The organism is Humibacter ginsengiterrae (assembly GCF_054780115.1).
Genome location: NZ_BAAGWY010000004.1, coordinates 223,141 through 240,642, shown reverse-complemented (window position 1 = coordinate 240,642; position 17,502 = coordinate 223,141). Strand labels below are relative to the sequence as shown.

Genomic DNA, 17,502 nt, shown 5'->3' with positions numbered 1-17,502 from the left:
AGCATGGACTGCACGATCGCCGACGGCGATCGGAGCCGCGTGGGGTCGACAACCCGACCGCCGGAACGAGGAGCCACTGTGTCGCAACGACTGGACGCCGCTGCGCTCGACAAGGCGCAGTGGCGGCGGGTCTCGCCGAAGTACGTCGTGGTCGTGATCGTCGGGTCGCTGATCGGCGGAATCGTCGCGGCGGCCATCGCGGTATTCGCCTGGCTCGTGCTGCACTGGTGGTGGGCGTGGATCGCGTTGGTGATCATCGCCGTCATCACCATCGTGCAGCTCATCATCGCGCCTCGCCGGGCGCGTGCGATCGGCTACTTCCTGCGCGACGACGACCTGCTGATCAGGCGCGGCATCATGTTCCAGCGGTTCGTCGCGGTGCCGTACGGACGCATGCAGCTGCTCGACATCGAGCGCGGCCCGATCGGTCGGATGCTCGGGCTCGCCGAACTCCGGTTCGTGACGGCTGCGGCATCCAGCCGGGTGTCGATCCCAGGCCTGGTCGACTCGGATGCCGCCTGGCTGCGCGACCGGCTCGTCGAGCTCGCCGAGTCGCGCAGGTCCGGTCTGTGACTCGCACCGTGAGCCAGGCGTACACCGAGGCGACGGGTCTCGCCGACGGCGAGTGGCATCGAATGCACAAGGCGACGCCGCTGCTGCGCGGCGGGATCGCCATCGTCTTCGTCGCAGGCATCATCATCGCCAACCTGCGCGAGCGCATCATCAACCTCTTCCTCGGAACACCGGACTACCCCTCCGGAGACCCGATCGACGCGATCGTTCGGCACAACTTCGTGTGGCCCGCGATCGGCATCGCGGTCGTGGTCATCGCCGCGTGCGTCGGCGTCTTCGCTCTGTCGTGGCGGGTGCAGACCTTCCGCGTGACGCACCAGGCGGTGGAGCTGCGCAGCGGCATCCTTCGCAGGCAGGAGCGCAAGGCGCGGCTCGACCGCATCCAGGGCATCAACGTGCAGCGTCCGGTGTTCGCCCGCATCTTCGGTGCTGCGAAGCTCGAGATCGTCGTCGCGGGCCATGACGCGAACCTGTATCTGAGCTACCTGCCGTCGAAGGTGACCGAGACGCTACGGCGCGAGATCCTGCGGCTCGCGTCGGGAGTGCGGGCATCCGATCAAGCGGAAGTCGGGCAAGCCGCCGTGCCGGGCGGGGCGCCCGCCCAGCGGCAGTCGTCGACGCTGGGCATCCTTTCGGACCGGGTCGACGAATTCGTCTCGCCCGCCGACCTCGACCCGGATGCCGCGCCACCGGCATCCATCGTGCGAATGCACCCGGGCAGGCTCGCCGGTTCGCTGCTGCTGAGCGTGCCAACTCTGGTCATGTTCGCCGTGCTGATCGCGATGATCGCCGGTGCATCGACGGGACGCCTCTGGCTGATCATCGTCATCTTCCCCATGGTGCTGAGCCTCGGTGGCCTGTTCATCCGCCGGTTCAGCAAGGCGCTGCGCTACAACATCGCCGGCAGTGACCAGGGCGTGCGCATCGGCTTCGGCCTGCTCACCACGAGCAGCGAGACCATTCCGCCGCGTCGCATCCACGCCGTCGAGCTGGTGCAGCCGCTGGCCTGGCGTCCGTTCGGCTGGTGGCAGATGCGCATGAACACCGCCGGCCACACCCGCGGCAAGAACTCGGCGGGGGAGGCGCGCACCACGACCCTGCCGGTGGGGAGCATCCGCGATGTGCAGCGCGTGCTGCCGCTCCTGCTGCCCGGAATGAACGACACGCTGAGGGATGCCATCGCGCACGCCGGCATGGACGCCCACGCCGACCAGTCCGTGTTCTCGTCGGCACCGCGCCGAGGTGCTTGGCTGCGCCCGTTCTCGTGGCGCAAGACCGGCTACACGATCGCGGACGGCGTCATCGTGCTGCGGCACGGAGCCGTGTGGAGGCGCATCGTGTTCGTTCCGCTGGCGCGCATGCAGAGCGTGGAGGTGGAGCAGGGACCCGCGCGGCGCATCCTCGACCTATCCTCCGCCGATGTTCACCTCATCGACGGCCCGGTGCACGCGAAGGTTCCGGTGATGGATACCCGTGCCGCCGAGGAACTCTTCGCCCTGGTCAGCGCCGGGGCGATCGCCTGGGCGGACGCCGAGACGCCTCATCGCCCCCACGAGCGAGGAGAGTCCTGATGCCCGCACGATCGGGGCGCCTGGGCGTCGGAATCGTGGGTGCTGGCCACGTGGGTCCGGTGCTCGGTGCGGCGCTGGCCGGTGCCGGCCACGCCGTCGTGGGCATCGCGACGGCGAGCGATCGCAACCGGGAGCGGGCGGAGGCGCTGCTCCCCGGGGTGCCCGTGTTGAGCATCCCGGACCTCATCGAAAGGTCCGAGCTCGTACTGCTGGCCGTGCCGGGCGCGGAGCTGCCAGAACTCGTCAACGGGCTCGCGCTCGCCGGCACCTGGCAGGCCGGGCAACTCGTCGTGCACACCTCGCCGGAGCACGGCACGGGCGTGCTGACGCCGGCGTTGCAGCGCGGTGCGATCCCGCTCGCCATCCATCCCGCGATGGTGTTCAGCGGAACGAGCCTCGATCTTGCCCGGCTCGCCGAGAGCTACTTCGCGGTCACGGCGCCCAGGCCGGTGCAGCCCATCGGGCAGGCACTCGTCGTCGAGATGGGCGGCGAACCGGTGATCGTCGAGGAAGAGAACCGCCCCGCCTACGCGGAGGCGATCGCCACCGCCACCACGTTCTCGCGCTCGATCGTAGAGCAGGCATCCGGAATCCTGACCAAGGCCGGCATCGAGAACGCCGGCGCGTTCCTGTCGTCGCTGGTGCGCTCATCCGTCGACGAGGCGCTGCGCCGCGCCGGTGCTCCCACCGAGCTCGACGCGCTCGACATGCCCGGGCTGCTGGAGGCCTCGTCTCCGTTTCCCGAGCCCCCCGACCCGTACGATCCCGACCATCCCACGAACTGACGGAGACCTATGTCTGATCAGTCCATGCCCGACCTGCGTCCTCGTTCGCACGAAAGCCCCCGGAGCTCCGGTGACCTTCGTCCGAACCGGCCCCCGGTGGCGACGACGATCGCGGGCATCCGCAGCATTGTGAAGGATGCCCGTGCGCACGGCGCCCGCGTCGCCCTCGCGCCCACGATGGGAGCCCTGCACGACGGCCACCTCGCTCTGGTGCGCCGTGCCTGCGAGCTCGCCGACCTCGTCGTCGTCTCGATCTTCGTGAACCCGCTGCAGTTCGGTCCGAACGAGGACTTCGATCGCTATCCGCGCACCTGGGACGCCGACCTCGACGCACTTGCGGCGCTGGCCGCGGGCATCCCTGACGACGGGTTCTCCGCGGAGGGCGCGCCGCGTCGCCTCGTCGTGTTCGCCCCAGGGGTCGACGAGATGTATCCGGACGGCCCGACGCAGACGCGGATCACGGGCGGCGAGGTGGCCACGTTGTTCGAGGGGGCGTCCCGGCCGGGCCACTTCGACGGCATGCTCACGGTCGTGGCGAAGCTGCTGAACTCGGTGCAACCGGATGCCGCGATGTTCGGACAGAAGGACGCGCAGCAGGTCTTCCTCGTGCGCCGCATGGTCACCGACCTGAACCTCCCGGTCGCCATCGAGGCCGTCCCTACTGTGCGCGAGCCGGACGGCCTCGCCCTCTCCAGCCGCAACCGCTACCTGAGCGAGACGGCGAGACGCGAAGCCGTCACGCTCTCCGCGGCGCTCGGCGAGGTCGCCGCCGCGGCGTCGCAGGGTGCCGCCGTGGCGCTCGAGGCGGGACGCGCGCGCGCCCAGGCATCCGCGGCGGTTAAGCTGGACTACCTGGCCATCGTCGACCCGCAGACGTTCCGTTCCGTCGACGAACGGTACCGCGGCCCAGCCCTCGCGCTGATCGCAGCGCAAGTGGACGGAACGCGGCTGATCGACAACGCAGGCATCGTGCTCGCGCCGGCGAGCCCGTCCGTCGAAACCGCACCAAGACCTTCGGTCCCGTAGCGGCCGAGGGCCAGAGCCCCACCACCGGTTGAGTCAGGCCCGTCCTGAGCTTGCCGCAGGATCGAAACCGCACCCGCACACACGAAGAGGACCCATGGCGACCGACCAGCCCGGTGCTGAACTGACAGCCGACTTGACCGCTGACGAGATCAGCGAGCAGAAGGCCGTGCGGCTCGCCAAGCGGGAGCGGCTGATCGCCGAGGCGGATGCCGCGGGCGGCGCCTATCCGGTCGGCGTGCCGATCACGGCCACCATCCCTGAGCTTCGCGAGAAGTACGGCGAACTGCCGGCGGATGCCACCACCGGCGAGTTCGTCGGCATCGCCGGCCGAGTGGTGCACCTGCGCAACACCGGCAAGCTCTGTTTCGCCGTGCTGCAGTCGGGCGATGGATCGCGCATCCAGGCGATGGTGTCACTCGCATCCGTCGGCGAGGAGTCGCTCGCCCGCTGGAAGGAGCTCGTCGACCTCGGCGACCACGTGTTCGTGCACGGCGAGGTCATCTCGTCGCGGCGCGGTGAGCTCTCCGTCATGGTCGACGAGTGGGCGATCGCGGCCAAGGCGATCCTGCCCCTGCCGAATCTGCACAACGAGCTCTCCGAGGAGACCCGCATGCGCAGCAGGTACCTCGACCTCATCGCCCGTGAGCAGGCTCGCACGAACGTAGTGAACCGGGCGAAGGCTGTCGCGTCGCTGCGGGCCACGTTCGCCTCGCGCGGCTTCACCGAGGTGGAGACGCCCATGCTGCAGACGATGCACGGCGGGGCATCCGCTCGTCCGTTCGTCACGCACTCGAACGCGTTCGACACGGAGTTGTTTCTGCGGATCGCGCCCGAGTTGTTCCTGAAGCGGGCCGTGGTGGGTGGCATCGACCGGGTATTCGAGATCAACCGCAACTTCCGCAACGAGGGAGCCGATTCCACGCACTCGCCCGAGTTCGCGATGCTCGAGGCGTACCAGGCGTACGGCGACTACAACACGATGGCCGAGCTGACGCAGACGCTGATCCAGGATGCCGCGTGGGCGACCAGCGGCGGCCACGTCGTCACGTGGGCCGACGGTACCGAGTACGACCTCGGCGGCGAGTGGGACTCCGTCTCGATGTACGAGAGCCTCACGGATGCCCTCACCGAGGCGGTCGCATCCGGTCGCGTGCCATGGACCGGCGGCACCGACATCACTCCCGAAACGCCCCTGAACGAGCTGGCGGCTCTCGCGGAGCTGCTCGAGCTCGAGGTGAAGCATCCGATCCACGGCAAGTACATCGAGGAGTTGTGGGAGCACTTCGTGAAGGGCGGCCTGGAGCGGCCGACCTTCGTGCGCGACTTCCCGGTCGACACCTCGCCGCTCGTGCGCGCGCACCGCTCCAAGCCGGGCGTCGTGGAGAAGTGGGATCTCTACATCCGAGGCTTCGAGCTCGCCACCGGATACTCCGAGCTCGTCGACCCCGTCGTGCAGCGGGAACGATTCGTCGAGCAGGCCAGGCTCGCGGCGCAGGGCGACGACGAGGCGATGCGGCTGGACGAGGAGTTTCTGCGCGCCCTCGAGTTCGGCATGCCCCCCACCGGCGGCATGGGCATGGGGATCGACCGCCTGCTGATGGCGCTGACCGGCCTGGGAATCCGCGAGACCATCCTCTTCCCCCTGGTGAAGTAGCCCCGCCCGGCTGGCCGGCCCGGCTGGCCTGGCCCGGCCCGGCTGGCTGGCCCGACCGCCCGCCCGGCCCCGCCCCCGCATCCCCGCTTCCCCGCGTCCCCGCATCCCCGCGTCCGCGCGAAAACAGGCAGGAAAGCGCCTACCTCGCGGGAACAGGCAAGAGTTGCCTGTTCCGGCGAGAGCTGCCTGTTGACGATCGCCGTCCACAACCGCTTCTCTCGCCCGGTTCTCCCCAGTCAGCCGCTCACGCCCGGGGTGGCCGAAGAGTGGTTGACACGCTGAACACATGGATGCCCGAGTCGCCAAAGCTCTCGCTCGATTCGACGGGCTCGCCACGCGTGCCCAACTGATGCGGTACGGCTGCACCGATCACGAGATCCGGGTGTTCATCGAATCTGGCGCGGCGAGGATAGTTCGGCGTTCCTGGCTCGCGACGGAGGAGGCGCCTTCGGACGCGGTCCGTGCCGTCGAGCTTGGTGGAACTCTCGGCGGCGAGAGTGCGCTGCGCAGCATGGGAGTGTGGGTCTCGCGCGAGACCGGACTCTGCATCGCTGCGCCACGGACGGCCAGTCGGTTGCCGGAGCTTCGTGAAGGCGAGTACCGCGTGCATCCAAGCACCTTCGTGTGGCCCGAGGGAATCCGATGGCGGATGGGAGTGGTCGACGCGCTCCTTGTTCTGGCAACCCGGGTGACCGCTGTGCACTTGATCGCTTCGATTGACAGCGCATTACACATCGGCGTGCTCTCCGCGCGGGAGCTGGATGCGCTCTGCGCCCGGCTGCCAGGTCGGCTCCGATTCGTACGCGCGCTCGTCGATCGCCGCAGCGAGTCTGGGATCGAGTCGATCTTCCGAGCTGCCGCGACCGGCCAGGGATGGCACGTGCAGATCCAGGTGGCGATCCCCGGTATGGGCCGGGTGGACCATGTCGTCAATGGATGGCTGATCGTCGAGACGGACGGCGATGCATTTCACTCGACCAGAGCGCAGCGCGCGAAAGATCGAGCTCGAGACGCCGCCGCCGTACGTATGGGCATGCGGTCGCACAGGTTCGGCCACGACCAGATCATGGACGACCTCGATGGATGCATCGCGGTGGTTGCAGACATCCTGGCGGCAGGACGCCCTTTCGTGCCTGACGCTCGTCGCGAGGCTCGAGCGCGACGGCGTTCATGACAGGCAGATCACGTAGGAACAGGCAATTCATGCCTGTTCCGGCGAGGAAGGCGCATTCCTGCCTGTTTTCGGGAGACGGCCAGGCGGGGCTGGCTGTGGCTAGGCGGGCCGGGGCGGGCTGTGGCTAGGCGGGCCGGGGCGGGCTGTGGCCTGGCGGGGCCGGGGTGGGCTGTGGTCAGGCTGGCCGGGGCGGGCCGTGGGGCCACGCGGGCTCGGGTGGCGGGCCTACCGCTGCTGGAAGCGCTTCAGGTGCTCCTGCGTGAGCTGTTCCATCTGCTCGTCGGTGAGCTCGTCCATCTGCTTGGCCTCGCGCTTGTCGGTGTGCATCCACCGCACGAACAGCACGATGAGCACCGGGATGTCCGCGATCTCGGCGATGAACCACAGGAAGTCCCCCGACAGATGCTGATCGTGCAGCGGATTGGGGAACCACCCGGGCAGCGCGCCCGTGATCGCGGGGGCGTGGTCGAGCACGGTCTCATTGAGGCGCAGCAGGATGCCCGGGATGGCATCCATCACCAGCTCCACGAAGGCGAGCAGGAACTCTGCGGTGATGAACAGGCTTGTGCGCAAGAGGCCGCTGTCGGTCACGGGCAGAACCATGAGCAGCCCGACCAGCGGAACGCCGATCGTGATCGCGGCCTCCCAGCCCGGGTCGAGGCGGAGCGACGCCGCGAAGGGAGTGAGGAACAGGCAGAAGCCGATCAGCGCGACGACCGGTGCGAAGATCGCGTTGCCCATGAGCCGGATCGGCCACGAGCTCAGGACGCGCTCCAGCACCCGTGCCGAGAGCCCCGACATGGCAGCGCGGGCCAGCGAGACCGGACGGCCGAGTGCCAGCAGCCCCGGCACCACGAACAGCAGGAACGCCACCCGTGTCGTGAACGCCCAGCGCAGGTCAACGCTCCAGGTGCCGAGGAACCCGAACTCCAGCCAGGCGTACGAGCCCAGCCCGAGCACATAGAACGCGAGCGTCGGCCACGCCGGCCACTTCACGCCGTTGCGATGCGCGTAGAGGATGCCGAGCCCGTAGAGCACGCCGGTGACGACGATCACCCCGAGCGCGTACGGGTTGAACGAGAACGTGGTGAGGAACGTCAGTACGTCAGGCGTGGGTGGCTCCGTGGGGGCGAACGAAACGTTGGATGCCCGGCCATTATCCGTCTTGAGCCTTGGAGGCGGATGCTCACCCCGAGACCGCTGACAACCCCATGGTGCGCGGTGCGAGCTCCGTCTGCAGCACGAGCGCGGCGCCTCCCACGGCGGCGGCGTCCGAGACATCCGTCGAAAGTCGCACTCGGATGCCGTGCTGAGTGCGCACGAAGAAGTCGCGTTCGAGTCGTCGTGAGATCGCCCGCACATAGGTCGGCCCGGCGACAGCGAACGCCGGACCGGCCAGCGATACGGAGTCGAGGTCGAACAGGTTCGCCAGAGTGAGAACCCCGGACGCGAGGAGTTCCGCGGAATCCTCGATGAGCGCGGTGGCGCCGATGTCGCCCCTGGCGGCCGCGGTGGCGATGGCTCGGAACCCGGCGAAGTCGTCGTCGTCGGGCAGCCCGAGCCGGGCGGCCTCACCGGTGGCATGCGCACGCCGGACGACGGCGCCGGGGTCTGCGATCTCCTCGAGGTAGGCGGACTGCCCGTCGACGCCCGTGACCACCACCTGTCCCAGTTCACCGGCGTTGGAGCTCGAGCCGCGGAACACAATGCCGTCGATCAGTACCCCTGCGCCGATCCCTGTGCCCATGTATATCGTCGCGTGCGCCACGGCGTCGTCGAGCTTGCCGCTCCAGAAATCTCCGATCGCCGCGGCGGTGGCGTCGTTGTCCAGGATCACCGGCAGCCCGACGGCGTCCGACAGCATCGAGCGGATGGGCACGTCGAGCCACGCCGACAGGTGCGGAGAGTGCAGGATCATGCCCTTGCCGACATCCAGAGGTCCCGGCGCCACCACGCCGACGCCGACGACGGAGGCCTTCTCGATGCCGAGCCCGTCGAGCGTGCGATCCACCTCTGCTGCCAGCCGCTGCACCATCTCCGACGGCTCGGTCGATCCGATGCCCGCGGTACGCGTGCGGCCCACGATCGAGCCGGAGAGATTGATCACGACGTAGGTGATCGACTCCCGGCCAAGCTGCACGCCCACGGCGAAGCGGGCATCCGGATTCACGTCGAGCATCACGGGGGGCTTGCCGCCTGTGGACTCGCCGCGACCGGTCTCGATGACAAGTCCTTCGCCGAGCAGCTGACGCACCACGGTCGACATCGTCGCCTGCGTGAGCCCTGTCGTCTCGGCTAGTTCGACGCGACTGATGGGCCCGAGCGTGCGGATGAGATCGAGAACGAGCCCCCTGCTGGTTCCGCCCGCGAGCGAGACACGCTGTCTGACCACCTACGCCTCCTCGCGCTCGTTCCGTGCCGATCTTCACTCTGGTCGATCTCGCAGTGGAATTCTAACTTGACACGCTTTATAAAGTGACCTAAGAAAGACACTATCGCAACGAAGCGCACCTTCGAGGCGACAGCGGTGAACACCTTGCACCGCACACCGGTCAACGAAAGGACAAGGATGTCTCCACGCAGCACACGGCGTCGCTTCGGCGTCGCGCTCGTCGCGGTCGCGGCAGCGGCCACGCTGGCACTCTCCGGATGCTCGGCGAATGCCTCATCGAACGGTTCCTCCGGCACCAGCACGGTGACTCTGTTCAGCGGTCAGGTGGGCAACTTCACCGAGAACTTCAACCCGCTCAACAACACGGGCGCTTACCTGCAGCCCACGAACGGCGTGATCTACGAGCCGCTCTTCTACTACAACAAGGCACGCGCAGGTAAGCCGGTGCCCTTGCTCGGAACGTCGTACAGCTGGAACAGCGACGGCACCCAGCTCACCGTGAAGGTGCGCCAGGGCGTCAAGTGGTCGAACGGCAAGCCGGAGTCCGCCGATGACGTCGTCTACTCTCTCAACCTCATCTCCAACAATCCGGGGTTGAACACGTCTGGCGTCAAGTGGGTCGCCAAGAAGACCGCGGACGACACCGTCGTCATCACCTTCCCGTCCACGGCGTTCACGCTCGAGCCGCAGATTCTCGGCAACGAGCCGATCGTGCCGCAGAGCATCTGGTCGAAGATCTCCGACCCGACCAAGGTGACGAACACGAGCCCGGTCGGCACAGGCCCGTACATGCTCAAGAGCTTCACCCCGCAGAGCTTCGTGCTCGAGAAGAACCCGAACTACTGGGGCAAGGGCGCCGAGGCGCCGAAGGTCGACCAGGTGCGCTACATCTCGCTGGCCAACGCGGATGCCGCCACCTCCGCCCTCGAAGCCGGCCAGACCGACTACATGGGCGCCTTCCTTCCGACGCTGAAGAGCATCATGTCGAAGCACAAGGATCTGAGCTACTCGAACTCGCCGCAGGCGACCACCGCGCTCTTCACCTGTGAGAATGCGTCGCTCGGCTGCACCGGACCGCAGACCGATGTTGCGGTGCGTCAGGCGATGTACTACGCGATGGACCGTACGCAGCTCGACAAGCAGGCGGCCGCGGGCTTCAGCGCACCGGCATCCCCCTCGCTGCTGCTGAACACCGTGAACAAGTCGCAGATCACGAACCCCGACTACATGGAGGTGCCGCAGACCGCGAACGTCTCGAAGGCGAAGAGCATCCTCGAGGCGGCGGGCTGGAAGCTCGGGTCGAACGGCTACTACGCCAAGGACGGCCAGGAGCTCGACCTGTCGATCAACGTGGTCTCCGGCTGGACCGACTACGACACCATCTGCCAGTTGCTGCAGGGTCAGTTCAAAGCCGCCGGCATCAAGCTCTCCGTCAACCAGATGGCGCAGAACGCGTGGACTCAGGCTGAGTCGACCGGCAAGTTCCAGATGTCGATGAACTCGGTCAACATGGGTGTCTCGTCCGACCCGTACTACCAGTACAGCGCCTACCTCGCGACATCGGCGACGGCGAAGGTCGGAGACCCGGCACCTTCCACGAACACCTCGCGCTACTCCAACCCAGCCGTCGACGCCGCGATCAAGCAGCTGGCGACGACCAACCAGGAGTCCGTGAAGCAGGCCGCCTACAAGACGATCCAGGACCAGATCGTGAAGGACATGCCGTACGTGCCGGTGTACGTGAACTCCGCGCTCGCCGAGTACAACAACTCGCGCGCCACGGGCTGGCCGACGCAGAACGACCAGTACGCGTTCCCGCTTCCGTGGGGCGGCAACTGGGGCGTCGGCATCGTGCTCAAGACGATCCGCCCGGTGAAGTAGTCACGACGCGATAACGGGGCGAGGGGCGGGCGGATGTCTGCGAGCATCCGCCCACCCCTCGGTCACGCAGAAAGCAGAAAGAGATGCGGTTCTACCTGCAGAAGATCGCGTTCTACGTCGTCGCCCTCTGGGCGGCGGTGACGCTCAACTTCCTCATTCCTCGCATGATGCCCGGCAACCCGGTCGACATCATGATCTCCAAGATGGGCGCGGCCGGTCAGCCGGTCACGGCCGGCACACGGCACGCTCTCGAGGTCGAGCTCGGCGGTGGGAGCGGTGGCCTGCTGCAGCAATACGGCGACTACATCGTCAACCTGCTGCACGGCGACCTCGGAGTATCGCTCACCAACTACCCCGAAAAGGTCACGACGGTCATCGGTCAGGCGCTGCCCTGGACGATCGCGCTCGTCGGCCTGGCCACGGTCATCTCCTTCATCCTCGGCATCGGCCTCGGCATGCTCGCCGGCTGGAAACGCGGATCATGGCTCGACAACCTCATCCCGGTGACCACGATGTTCCAGGCCGTGCCGTACTTCTGGCTCGCTCTCATCCTGGTGCTCGTGCTCACCAGGGTCGTGCCGCTGTTCCCGTATGCGGGCGGATACAACGTGGCCACCACAACGCCCGGGCTCAGCCTCGACTTCATCGGCAGCGCCATCTACTACGGATTCCTCCCGGCGCTCACCATCGTCGTCTCGTCGATCGGCGGCTGGATGCTCGGCATGCGCAACATGATGGTCTCCACGCTCTCCGAGGACTACATCGTCACGGCCGAGGCGAAGGGCCTCAACCCCCGGCGGGTGCGCATGACGTACGCGGCACGCAACGCCGTGCTGCCTTCGCTCTCCGGCTTCGCCATCTCGCTCGGATTCGTCGTCTCCGGGTCGATCGTGACCGAGCAGGTCTTCAGTTACCCCGGCATCGGCCAACTGCTCTTCACGGCCGTGGCGAACGACGATTACGCGCTCATGCAGGGCGTGTTCCTCGTGATCTCACTCTCGGTACTCGCCGCGAACCTCGTGGTCGACGTGCTGTACGGACTCATCGACCCGCGCACCCGCGCGCGGTCCTAGGAGGCGACTCATGGCATCCACCCTCGCGGCGACCGACGTCGCGCCGGCAGCCCTCGGCGTCAAGCGCAGCATCGCGCAGCTGCTGCCCTCTCGCTCACCGAAGCTCGTCGTCGGGCTGATCATCGCCGGTGTCCTCATTCTCTGGGGCATCTTCGGGCCGCTCTTCGTCGGCGATCCCAATGCGATCAGTACCAACGCGTTCGCCCCGCCCGGACTGCAGCACTGGCTCGGCACGACACAGACCGGTCAGGATGTCTGGACGCAGATCGCGTACGGCACCCGCGGCTCGCTCGTGATCGGCTTTACCGTCGGCGTGCTCGCAACCGTTCTGTCTGCGTTCTTCGGCATCCTCGGCGCCTACATCGGCGGCGCGGTCGACGAGGGCTTCGCGCTGTTCACCAACGTGATCCTCGTCATCCCCGGCCTCCCGCTGGTCATTGTGATCGGCAATTACGTTCCGCAGAACCAGCGCGGTCTCTTCCTCATCGCCATCGTTCTGGCGATCACAAGCTGGGCAGGGTCTGCCCGCGTACTCAGGGCCGTCACGCTCTCGCTCCGCAACCGGGACTACGTCGCCGCATCGCGGGTCTCGGGGGAGAAGACGTGGCGCGTCCTGGTCGTGGAGATCCTGCCCAACCTCATCCCGGTCATGGCGTCGCAGTTCGTGTTCGCCATCATCTTCGCCATCCTCGGCGAGGCCGGACTGTCGTTCCTGGGCCTGGGAGCGAACAACACGTTCACGCTCGGGACCATCCTCTACCGGGCATACAACGACCTGGCTCTCACCCAGGGCGCCTGGTGGTGGTTCGTTCCGCCCGGCCTCGTGATCGCCCTCTTCGGATGCGCGCTCTCGCTGATCAACTTCTCGATCGACGAGATCATCAACCCCAAGCTGCGCAACCAGACACGAGCCGCCCGCAAGGCGTGGGGCCTCGACGCGGCGCAGATCAAGCGTCTCGAGCAGGAGGACATCAAGTGAGCGCGGCCACGAGCATCCGTCCGCCACGCAACGTGGCCGACCCGGTGCTGACGATCGACGACTTCAGCGTCGACTACCTGGGCGCGCGCACCACGCACGCCGTCAAGAACGTGTCGCTCACGCTCGGTCGAGGCGAGGTGCTCGGCCTGGCCGGCGAGTCCGGATGCGGCAAGTCAACGCTCGCCTACGGAGTGACGCGCCTGCTGAAGCCTCCGGCGCTCATCACCTCGGGATCCGCGACGTTCCACTCCCGCGAGGGGTACTCGGTCGATCTCGCCTCGCTGGGCGGCGCGGATCTGAGGGCGTTCCGGTGGGACAAGATCTCGATGGTGTTCCAGGGGGCGATGAACTCGCTCAACCCGGTCATCAGCATCCAGGACCAGCTCGAGGACATCTTCACTGCGCACCGGCCGGAAATGAAGAAGAGGGAGCGGGTGCAGCTCTGCGGTGACCTGCTCGAACGGGTCGGCGTCGGCCGCGATCGGCTGCGGTCGTATGCGCACGAGCTCTCCGGCGGCATGCGGCAGCGCGTGATGATCGCCATGGCGATGGCGCTCGACCCGCAGGTGATGATCATGGACGAGCCCACCACAGCGCTCGACGTGGTGGTGCAGCGGGAGATCCTGAACGAGATCACCCGGCTGCGGTCCGAGCTCGGGTTCGCTGTCATCTTCATCACGCACGACCTGCCGCTCCTGTTGGAGATCAGCGACCGCATCGCCGTCATGAAGGCCGGCGAGATCGTCGAGCTGAACGACGCCTACGACCTCTACACGAAACCGCAGCACACGTACACGAGGCAGCTGCTGGCATCCTTTCCGAGCCTCACCGGCGAGCGAGGCGACTTCATCCGCACGGGTGTGCGCGACGAGCGGCTGGAAGCGGATGGCGGTGCCGTGGAGGATGCTGCGGCCGAGACCGAAGGAGCCGATCGATGAGCACTCTCGAGTTCCGCAAGGTGTTCAAGCGGTACAAGGTGCGCGGCGGATGGCGCTCGAAGGAGCTCATCGCCGTGAACGATGTCAGCTTCACGCTCGAGTCGGGCAAGACGGTCGCGCTCGTCGGGCAATCGGGAAGCGGCAAGTCGACGATCGCGAAGCTGCTTCTGCAGCTGGAGCATCCGAGCTCGGGCGAGATCCTGCTCGACGGCAAGCCGATCAGACACCGCGGCCGCGGGCTGCGCGCCTACCGGAACCAGGTGCAGATGGTGTTCCAGGACCCGTTCGCGTCGCTCAACCCGTACCACTCGGTCGCCCATCATCTGGCGCGTCCGTTGCGGCTGCACGGCCGTGCGAGAACGCGGGCCGAGGTGGATGCCGGCGTGGCGCGGTTGCTGGAGCGGGTGCGGCTGACGCCGACGGACGAGTTCGCGGCGAAGCATCCGCACGAGCTCTCCGGCGGCCAACGGCAGAGGGTCGCGATCGCTCGGGCCCTCGCACCGGAGCCCAGCATGCTCATCGCCGACGAGCCGGTCTCGATGCTCGACGTCTCGATCAGGCTCGGCGTGCTCAACCTGCTCGCCGGGCTGCAGCGCGAAGAGAACCTCGGCGTGCTCTACATCACGCACGACCTGGCGACGGCACGGCACTTCTCCGACGAAATCCTCGTGATGTACCGAGGCAAGATCGTCGAGAGGGGGCCGGCGGACGACGTCATCCTGAATCCGCAGCACGAGTACACGAAGCTGCTGGCCGCGGCGGCACCGAACCCGGAGCTCCGTCTCAAGGAGCTCGCCGGCGCCACGCCCTAACGGATTCGCCCGCTTCATCCGCACCGTCAGACCCCTCGGGCGGGCCGTCCGCTGGTGTCGGACGGCTCGCGCTGGAGCGGCCGCGACTCCGGCGCGCACGAACCACGAACACAGAAAGAACCTCATGCCCTTCACGCCCAGCACCTTCACCCCGATCCACGACGGCTGGACTGTCACCGCGGTGGAGGGGCCGACTCCCGACGATGTCGACCTGCGAAATGTGCCCGCGACCGTGCCGGGCGTCGTGCACACCGACCTGGTTCGGGCCGGGCTCATCGCCGACCCGTTCGACGGAGACAACGAAGCCGCACAGCAGTGGATCGGCAGCACCGTCTGGCGGTACGCGACGAGCTTCGACTACACGGATGACGGCTCGGCACGTCATGACCTCGTCGCGTTCGGTCTCGACACGGTGGCCACGATCGAGTTGAACGGCCGGCTGGTCGGCCGTACCGAGAACCAGCACCGCAGCTACCGCTTCGACGTGCGCGAGCTGCTGCGCGACGGTACCAACGAGCTCGTGATCACGTTCGCCGCCCCCGTCACGGAGGTCGAGCGACGGGACGCCGAGCACGGCGCCTGGCCGAAGGTCATGCACCACTCGTTCAATCAGCTGCGCAAGTCCGCCTCGAACTTCGGGTGGGACTGGGGTATCGACGTCGCGACGAGCGGCATCTGGCAGCCCATCGGCATCGACTCCTGGAGCGGGGCGCGCGTCGCATCCGTGCGTCCCCTTGTGGACGTCGATGGCACGGACGGCGTCGCCACGGTGCACGTCGAGGTGGAACGCGACGGGGTGACGCAGGATGCGCCGATCGACCTCGATGTGCGGGTCGGTTCGGTGCGGGCGGAGGCGAGCGTCGCGGCGGGGGAGGCGCCGGCATCCGTCATCGTCCGCGTTCCCGACGCAGAACTGTGGTGGCCGACCGGGCACGGCGCACAGCCGCTGTACGACGTGACGGTGTCGGTGCGGGGGATGCCCGCAGCGACCTGGCAGGGCCGCGTCGGCTTCCGCACGGTCGAGGTCGACACCTCGCCCGACGAGCACGGCAACCGGTTCGTCGTGCGCGTGAACGGCGAGGACGTGCTCGTGCGCGGCGTCAACTGGATCCCGGACCACGCATTCCTCACGGAGATGACGCGCGACCGCTACGCTCGCCGCCTCGCCGACGCGGCCGAGGCCAATGTCAACCTGATCCGCATCTGGGGCGGCGGCATCTACGAGTCCGACGACTTCTACGAACTGGCCGACGAACTCGGCCTGCTGGTGTGGCAGGACTTCCTGTTCGCCTGCGCCGCGTACTCGGAGGAGGAGTGGCTGGCGAAGGAGGTGGAGGCCGAGGCGCGCGAGCAGATCGTGCGCTTGTCGCAGCATCCGTCGCTCGCCATCTGGAACGGCAACAACGAGAACATCTGGGGCTACGTGGAGTGGGGCTGGCGGAAGGAGCTGGCAGGACGCGCCTGGGGCGACGGCTACTACCGCGAGCTGTTCCCCCGGCTCCTGGCCGAGCTCGACCCGACCCGGCCGTACTCGCCGGCGAGCCCGTTCTCGTTCGTGGACTATGCGCATCCGAACGATCCCCGTAACGGCACGATGCACATCTGGGATGTCTGGAACCAGCGCGACTACGCCGCCTACCGCGAGCACCGCCCCCGTTTCGTCAGCGAATTCGGGTTCCAGGGCCCGCCGGCGTGGAGCACCCTCGCCCGCGTCGTGCACGACGAGCCGCTGGAGCCGTACGGGCACGAGTTGCTCGTGCACCAGAAGGCGGAGTACGGCAACCTCAAGCTCGAGCGCGGCATGGCGGCGCACCTGCCGCAGCCGGCCACGATCGAGGACTGGCACTGGGCCACGCAGCTCAACCAGGCGCACGCGATCCGGTTCGGAGTCGAGCACTTCCGCTCGCTGACGCCGTACAACACCGGCACGATCCTGTGGCAGCTGAACGACGACTGGCCGGTGGTCTCGTGGGCCGCCGTCGACTTCGACGAGCACCGCAAGCCGCTCTGGTACGCGATGCGCGACGCCTACGCGCCGAGGCTTGCGACCATCCAGCCGCGATCGATCGACCCTCGCGAGACCGACCCGACCGCACTGGGCGACCCGGAGGAGTACCTCGCGCTCGTGCTGGTCAACGACACGGCGGAAGCCGTCGACACCACGGCCCGCGTCGTCCGTCTCGCCTTCGACGGCACGGTGCTCGCCGAACAGCCGTTGCCGGTACGGGTGGGATCGCGCGGCACAGCGACATACCGACTGCCGTCCGAGGTGGCCGCGGTCGGCGACCCGAAAGCGGAGATCGTGGTCGCCGTCGTCGACGGGTTCCCGCGGGCCGTGTGGAACGCGGCCGAGGTGGTTCAGCAGCTCCTCGACCCGGAAGCGGCGCAGGCATCCGCCGTGCGCACCGAGAACGGATACCGCGTGGCCGTGACCGCTCGCTCTTACCTGCGCGACGCGTTCCTCGCCGTCGACCGCGTGGATGCCGTCGCCACCGTCGACCAGGGGCTCGTGACCCTGCTCCCCGGCGAGACAACCACGTTCCATGTCGCCAGCAGCGCCGACGTCGATCCGGCAGCGTTCACCGATCCGCTCGTGCTCCGCAGCGCCAACGACCTGCTCGCCGGCGAACGATCGCGTCCGTGA

General features: G+C 67.7%; 14 protein-coding genes. 12 read left to right on the top strand and 2 right to left on the bottom strand.

Going from position 1 to position 17,502, the window contains the following annotated elements:
• Nucleotides 1-78 precede the first annotated feature (78 nt).
• The 6 genes from ACYVII_RS07445 to ACYVII_RS07420 all read left to right on the top strand — a co-directional run bounded on the left by ACYVII_RS07445 (nucleotide 79) and on the right by ACYVII_RS07420 (nucleotide 6,783).
• Nucleotides 79-573 (top strand): PH domain-containing protein, encoded by a 495-nt coding sequence (locus ACYVII_RS07445; protein ID WP_460533368.1) that lies wholly within the window; start codon nucleotides 79-81, stop codon nucleotides 571-573.
• Nucleotides 570-2,144: a PH domain-containing protein gene (locus ACYVII_RS07440; protein WP_460533366.1), complete on the top strand. Its 1,575-nt coding sequence runs from the start codon at nucleotides 570-572 to the stop codon at nucleotides 2,142-2,144. The genes ACYVII_RS07445 and ACYVII_RS07440 overlap by 4 nt, the downstream gene beginning before the upstream one ends.
• Nucleotides 2,144-2,929 (top strand): Rossmann-like and DUF2520 domain-containing protein, encoded by a 786-nt coding sequence (locus ACYVII_RS07435; RefSeq protein WP_460533363.1) that lies wholly within the window; start codon nucleotides 2,144-2,146, stop codon nucleotides 2,927-2,929. Before ACYVII_RS07440 ends, ACYVII_RS07435 begins: the two co-directional genes overlap by 1 nt.
• Before the next feature lie 9 nt (nucleotides 2,930-2,938).
• Nucleotides 2,939-3,955, top strand: coding sequence for a 4-phosphopantoate--beta-alanine ligase (panC, locus tag ACYVII_RS07430; RefSeq protein ID WP_460533360.1), 1,017 nt, complete (start codon nucleotides 2,939-2,941; stop codon nucleotides 3,953-3,955).
• A 94-nt stretch (nucleotides 3,956-4,049) separates the two neighbouring features.
• Complete coding sequence (lysS, locus tag ACYVII_RS07425; RefSeq protein ID WP_460533356.1) at nucleotides 4,050-5,609, top strand: lysine--tRNA ligase; 1,560 nt, start codon at nucleotides 4,050-4,052, stop codon at nucleotides 5,607-5,609.
• A gap of 286 nt (nucleotides 5,610-5,895) precedes the next feature.
• The gene (locus ACYVII_RS07420) at nucleotides 5,896-6,783 is read left to right on the top strand and encodes a hypothetical protein (protein WP_460533353.1); all 888 of its coding nucleotides are present in this window, start codon (nucleotides 5,896-5,898) and stop codon (nucleotides 6,781-6,783) included.
• A 225-nt stretch (nucleotides 6,784-7,008) separates the two neighbouring features.
• On the opposite strand, the gene ACYVII_RS07415 is transcribed toward ACYVII_RS07420, so the two are convergent.
• Nucleotides 7,009-7,839, bottom strand: a complete 831-nt coding sequence (locus tag ACYVII_RS07415) for a cytochrome c oxidase assembly protein (RefSeq protein ID WP_460533350.1) — start codon at nucleotides 7,837-7,839, stop codon at nucleotides 7,009-7,011.
• Nucleotides 7,840-7,969: 130 nt separating this feature from the next.
• Nucleotides 7,970-9,175, bottom strand: a complete 1,206-nt coding sequence (locus ACYVII_RS07410; protein ID WP_460533347.1) for an ROK family transcriptional regulator — start codon at nucleotides 9,173-9,175, stop codon at nucleotides 7,970-7,972.
• Nucleotides 9,176-9,352: 177 nt separating this feature from the next.
• Between ACYVII_RS07410 and ACYVII_RS07405 the strand changes: the two genes are divergently transcribed.
• From ACYVII_RS07405 to ACYVII_RS07380, 6 genes are all read left to right on the top strand, one after another.
• Nucleotides 9,353-11,056, top strand: coding sequence for an ABC transporter substrate-binding protein (locus ACYVII_RS07405; RefSeq protein WP_460533344.1), 1,704 nt, complete (start codon nucleotides 9,353-9,355; stop codon nucleotides 11,054-11,056).
• 83 nt (nucleotides 11,057-11,139) lie between these two features.
• A complete protein-coding gene (locus ACYVII_RS07400; protein ID WP_460533341.1) occupies nucleotides 11,140-12,129 on the top strand; it encodes an ABC transporter permease in 990 nt (329 codons plus the stop codon).
• Between the two features lie 10 nt (nucleotides 12,130-12,139).
• Nucleotides 12,140-13,108, top strand: a complete 969-nt coding sequence (locus tag ACYVII_RS07395; protein ID WP_460533338.1) for an ABC transporter permease — start codon at nucleotides 12,140-12,142, stop codon at nucleotides 13,106-13,108.
• 32 nt (nucleotides 13,109-13,140) lie between these two features.
• Nucleotides 13,141-14,046, top strand: a complete 906-nt coding sequence (locus ACYVII_RS07390) for an ABC transporter ATP-binding protein (RefSeq protein WP_460533518.1) — start codon at nucleotides 13,141-13,143, stop codon at nucleotides 14,044-14,046.
• Complete coding sequence (locus ACYVII_RS07385; RefSeq protein WP_460533335.1) at nucleotides 14,043-14,858, top strand: ABC transporter ATP-binding protein; 816 nt, start codon at nucleotides 14,043-14,045, stop codon at nucleotides 14,856-14,858. The genes ACYVII_RS07390 and ACYVII_RS07385 overlap by 4 nt, the downstream gene beginning before the upstream one ends.
• A gap of 124 nt (nucleotides 14,859-14,982) precedes the next feature.
• Nucleotides 14,983-17,502, top strand: coding sequence for a glycoside hydrolase family 2 protein (locus ACYVII_RS07380; RefSeq protein WP_460533332.1), 2,520 nt, complete (start codon nucleotides 14,983-14,985; stop codon nucleotides 17,500-17,502).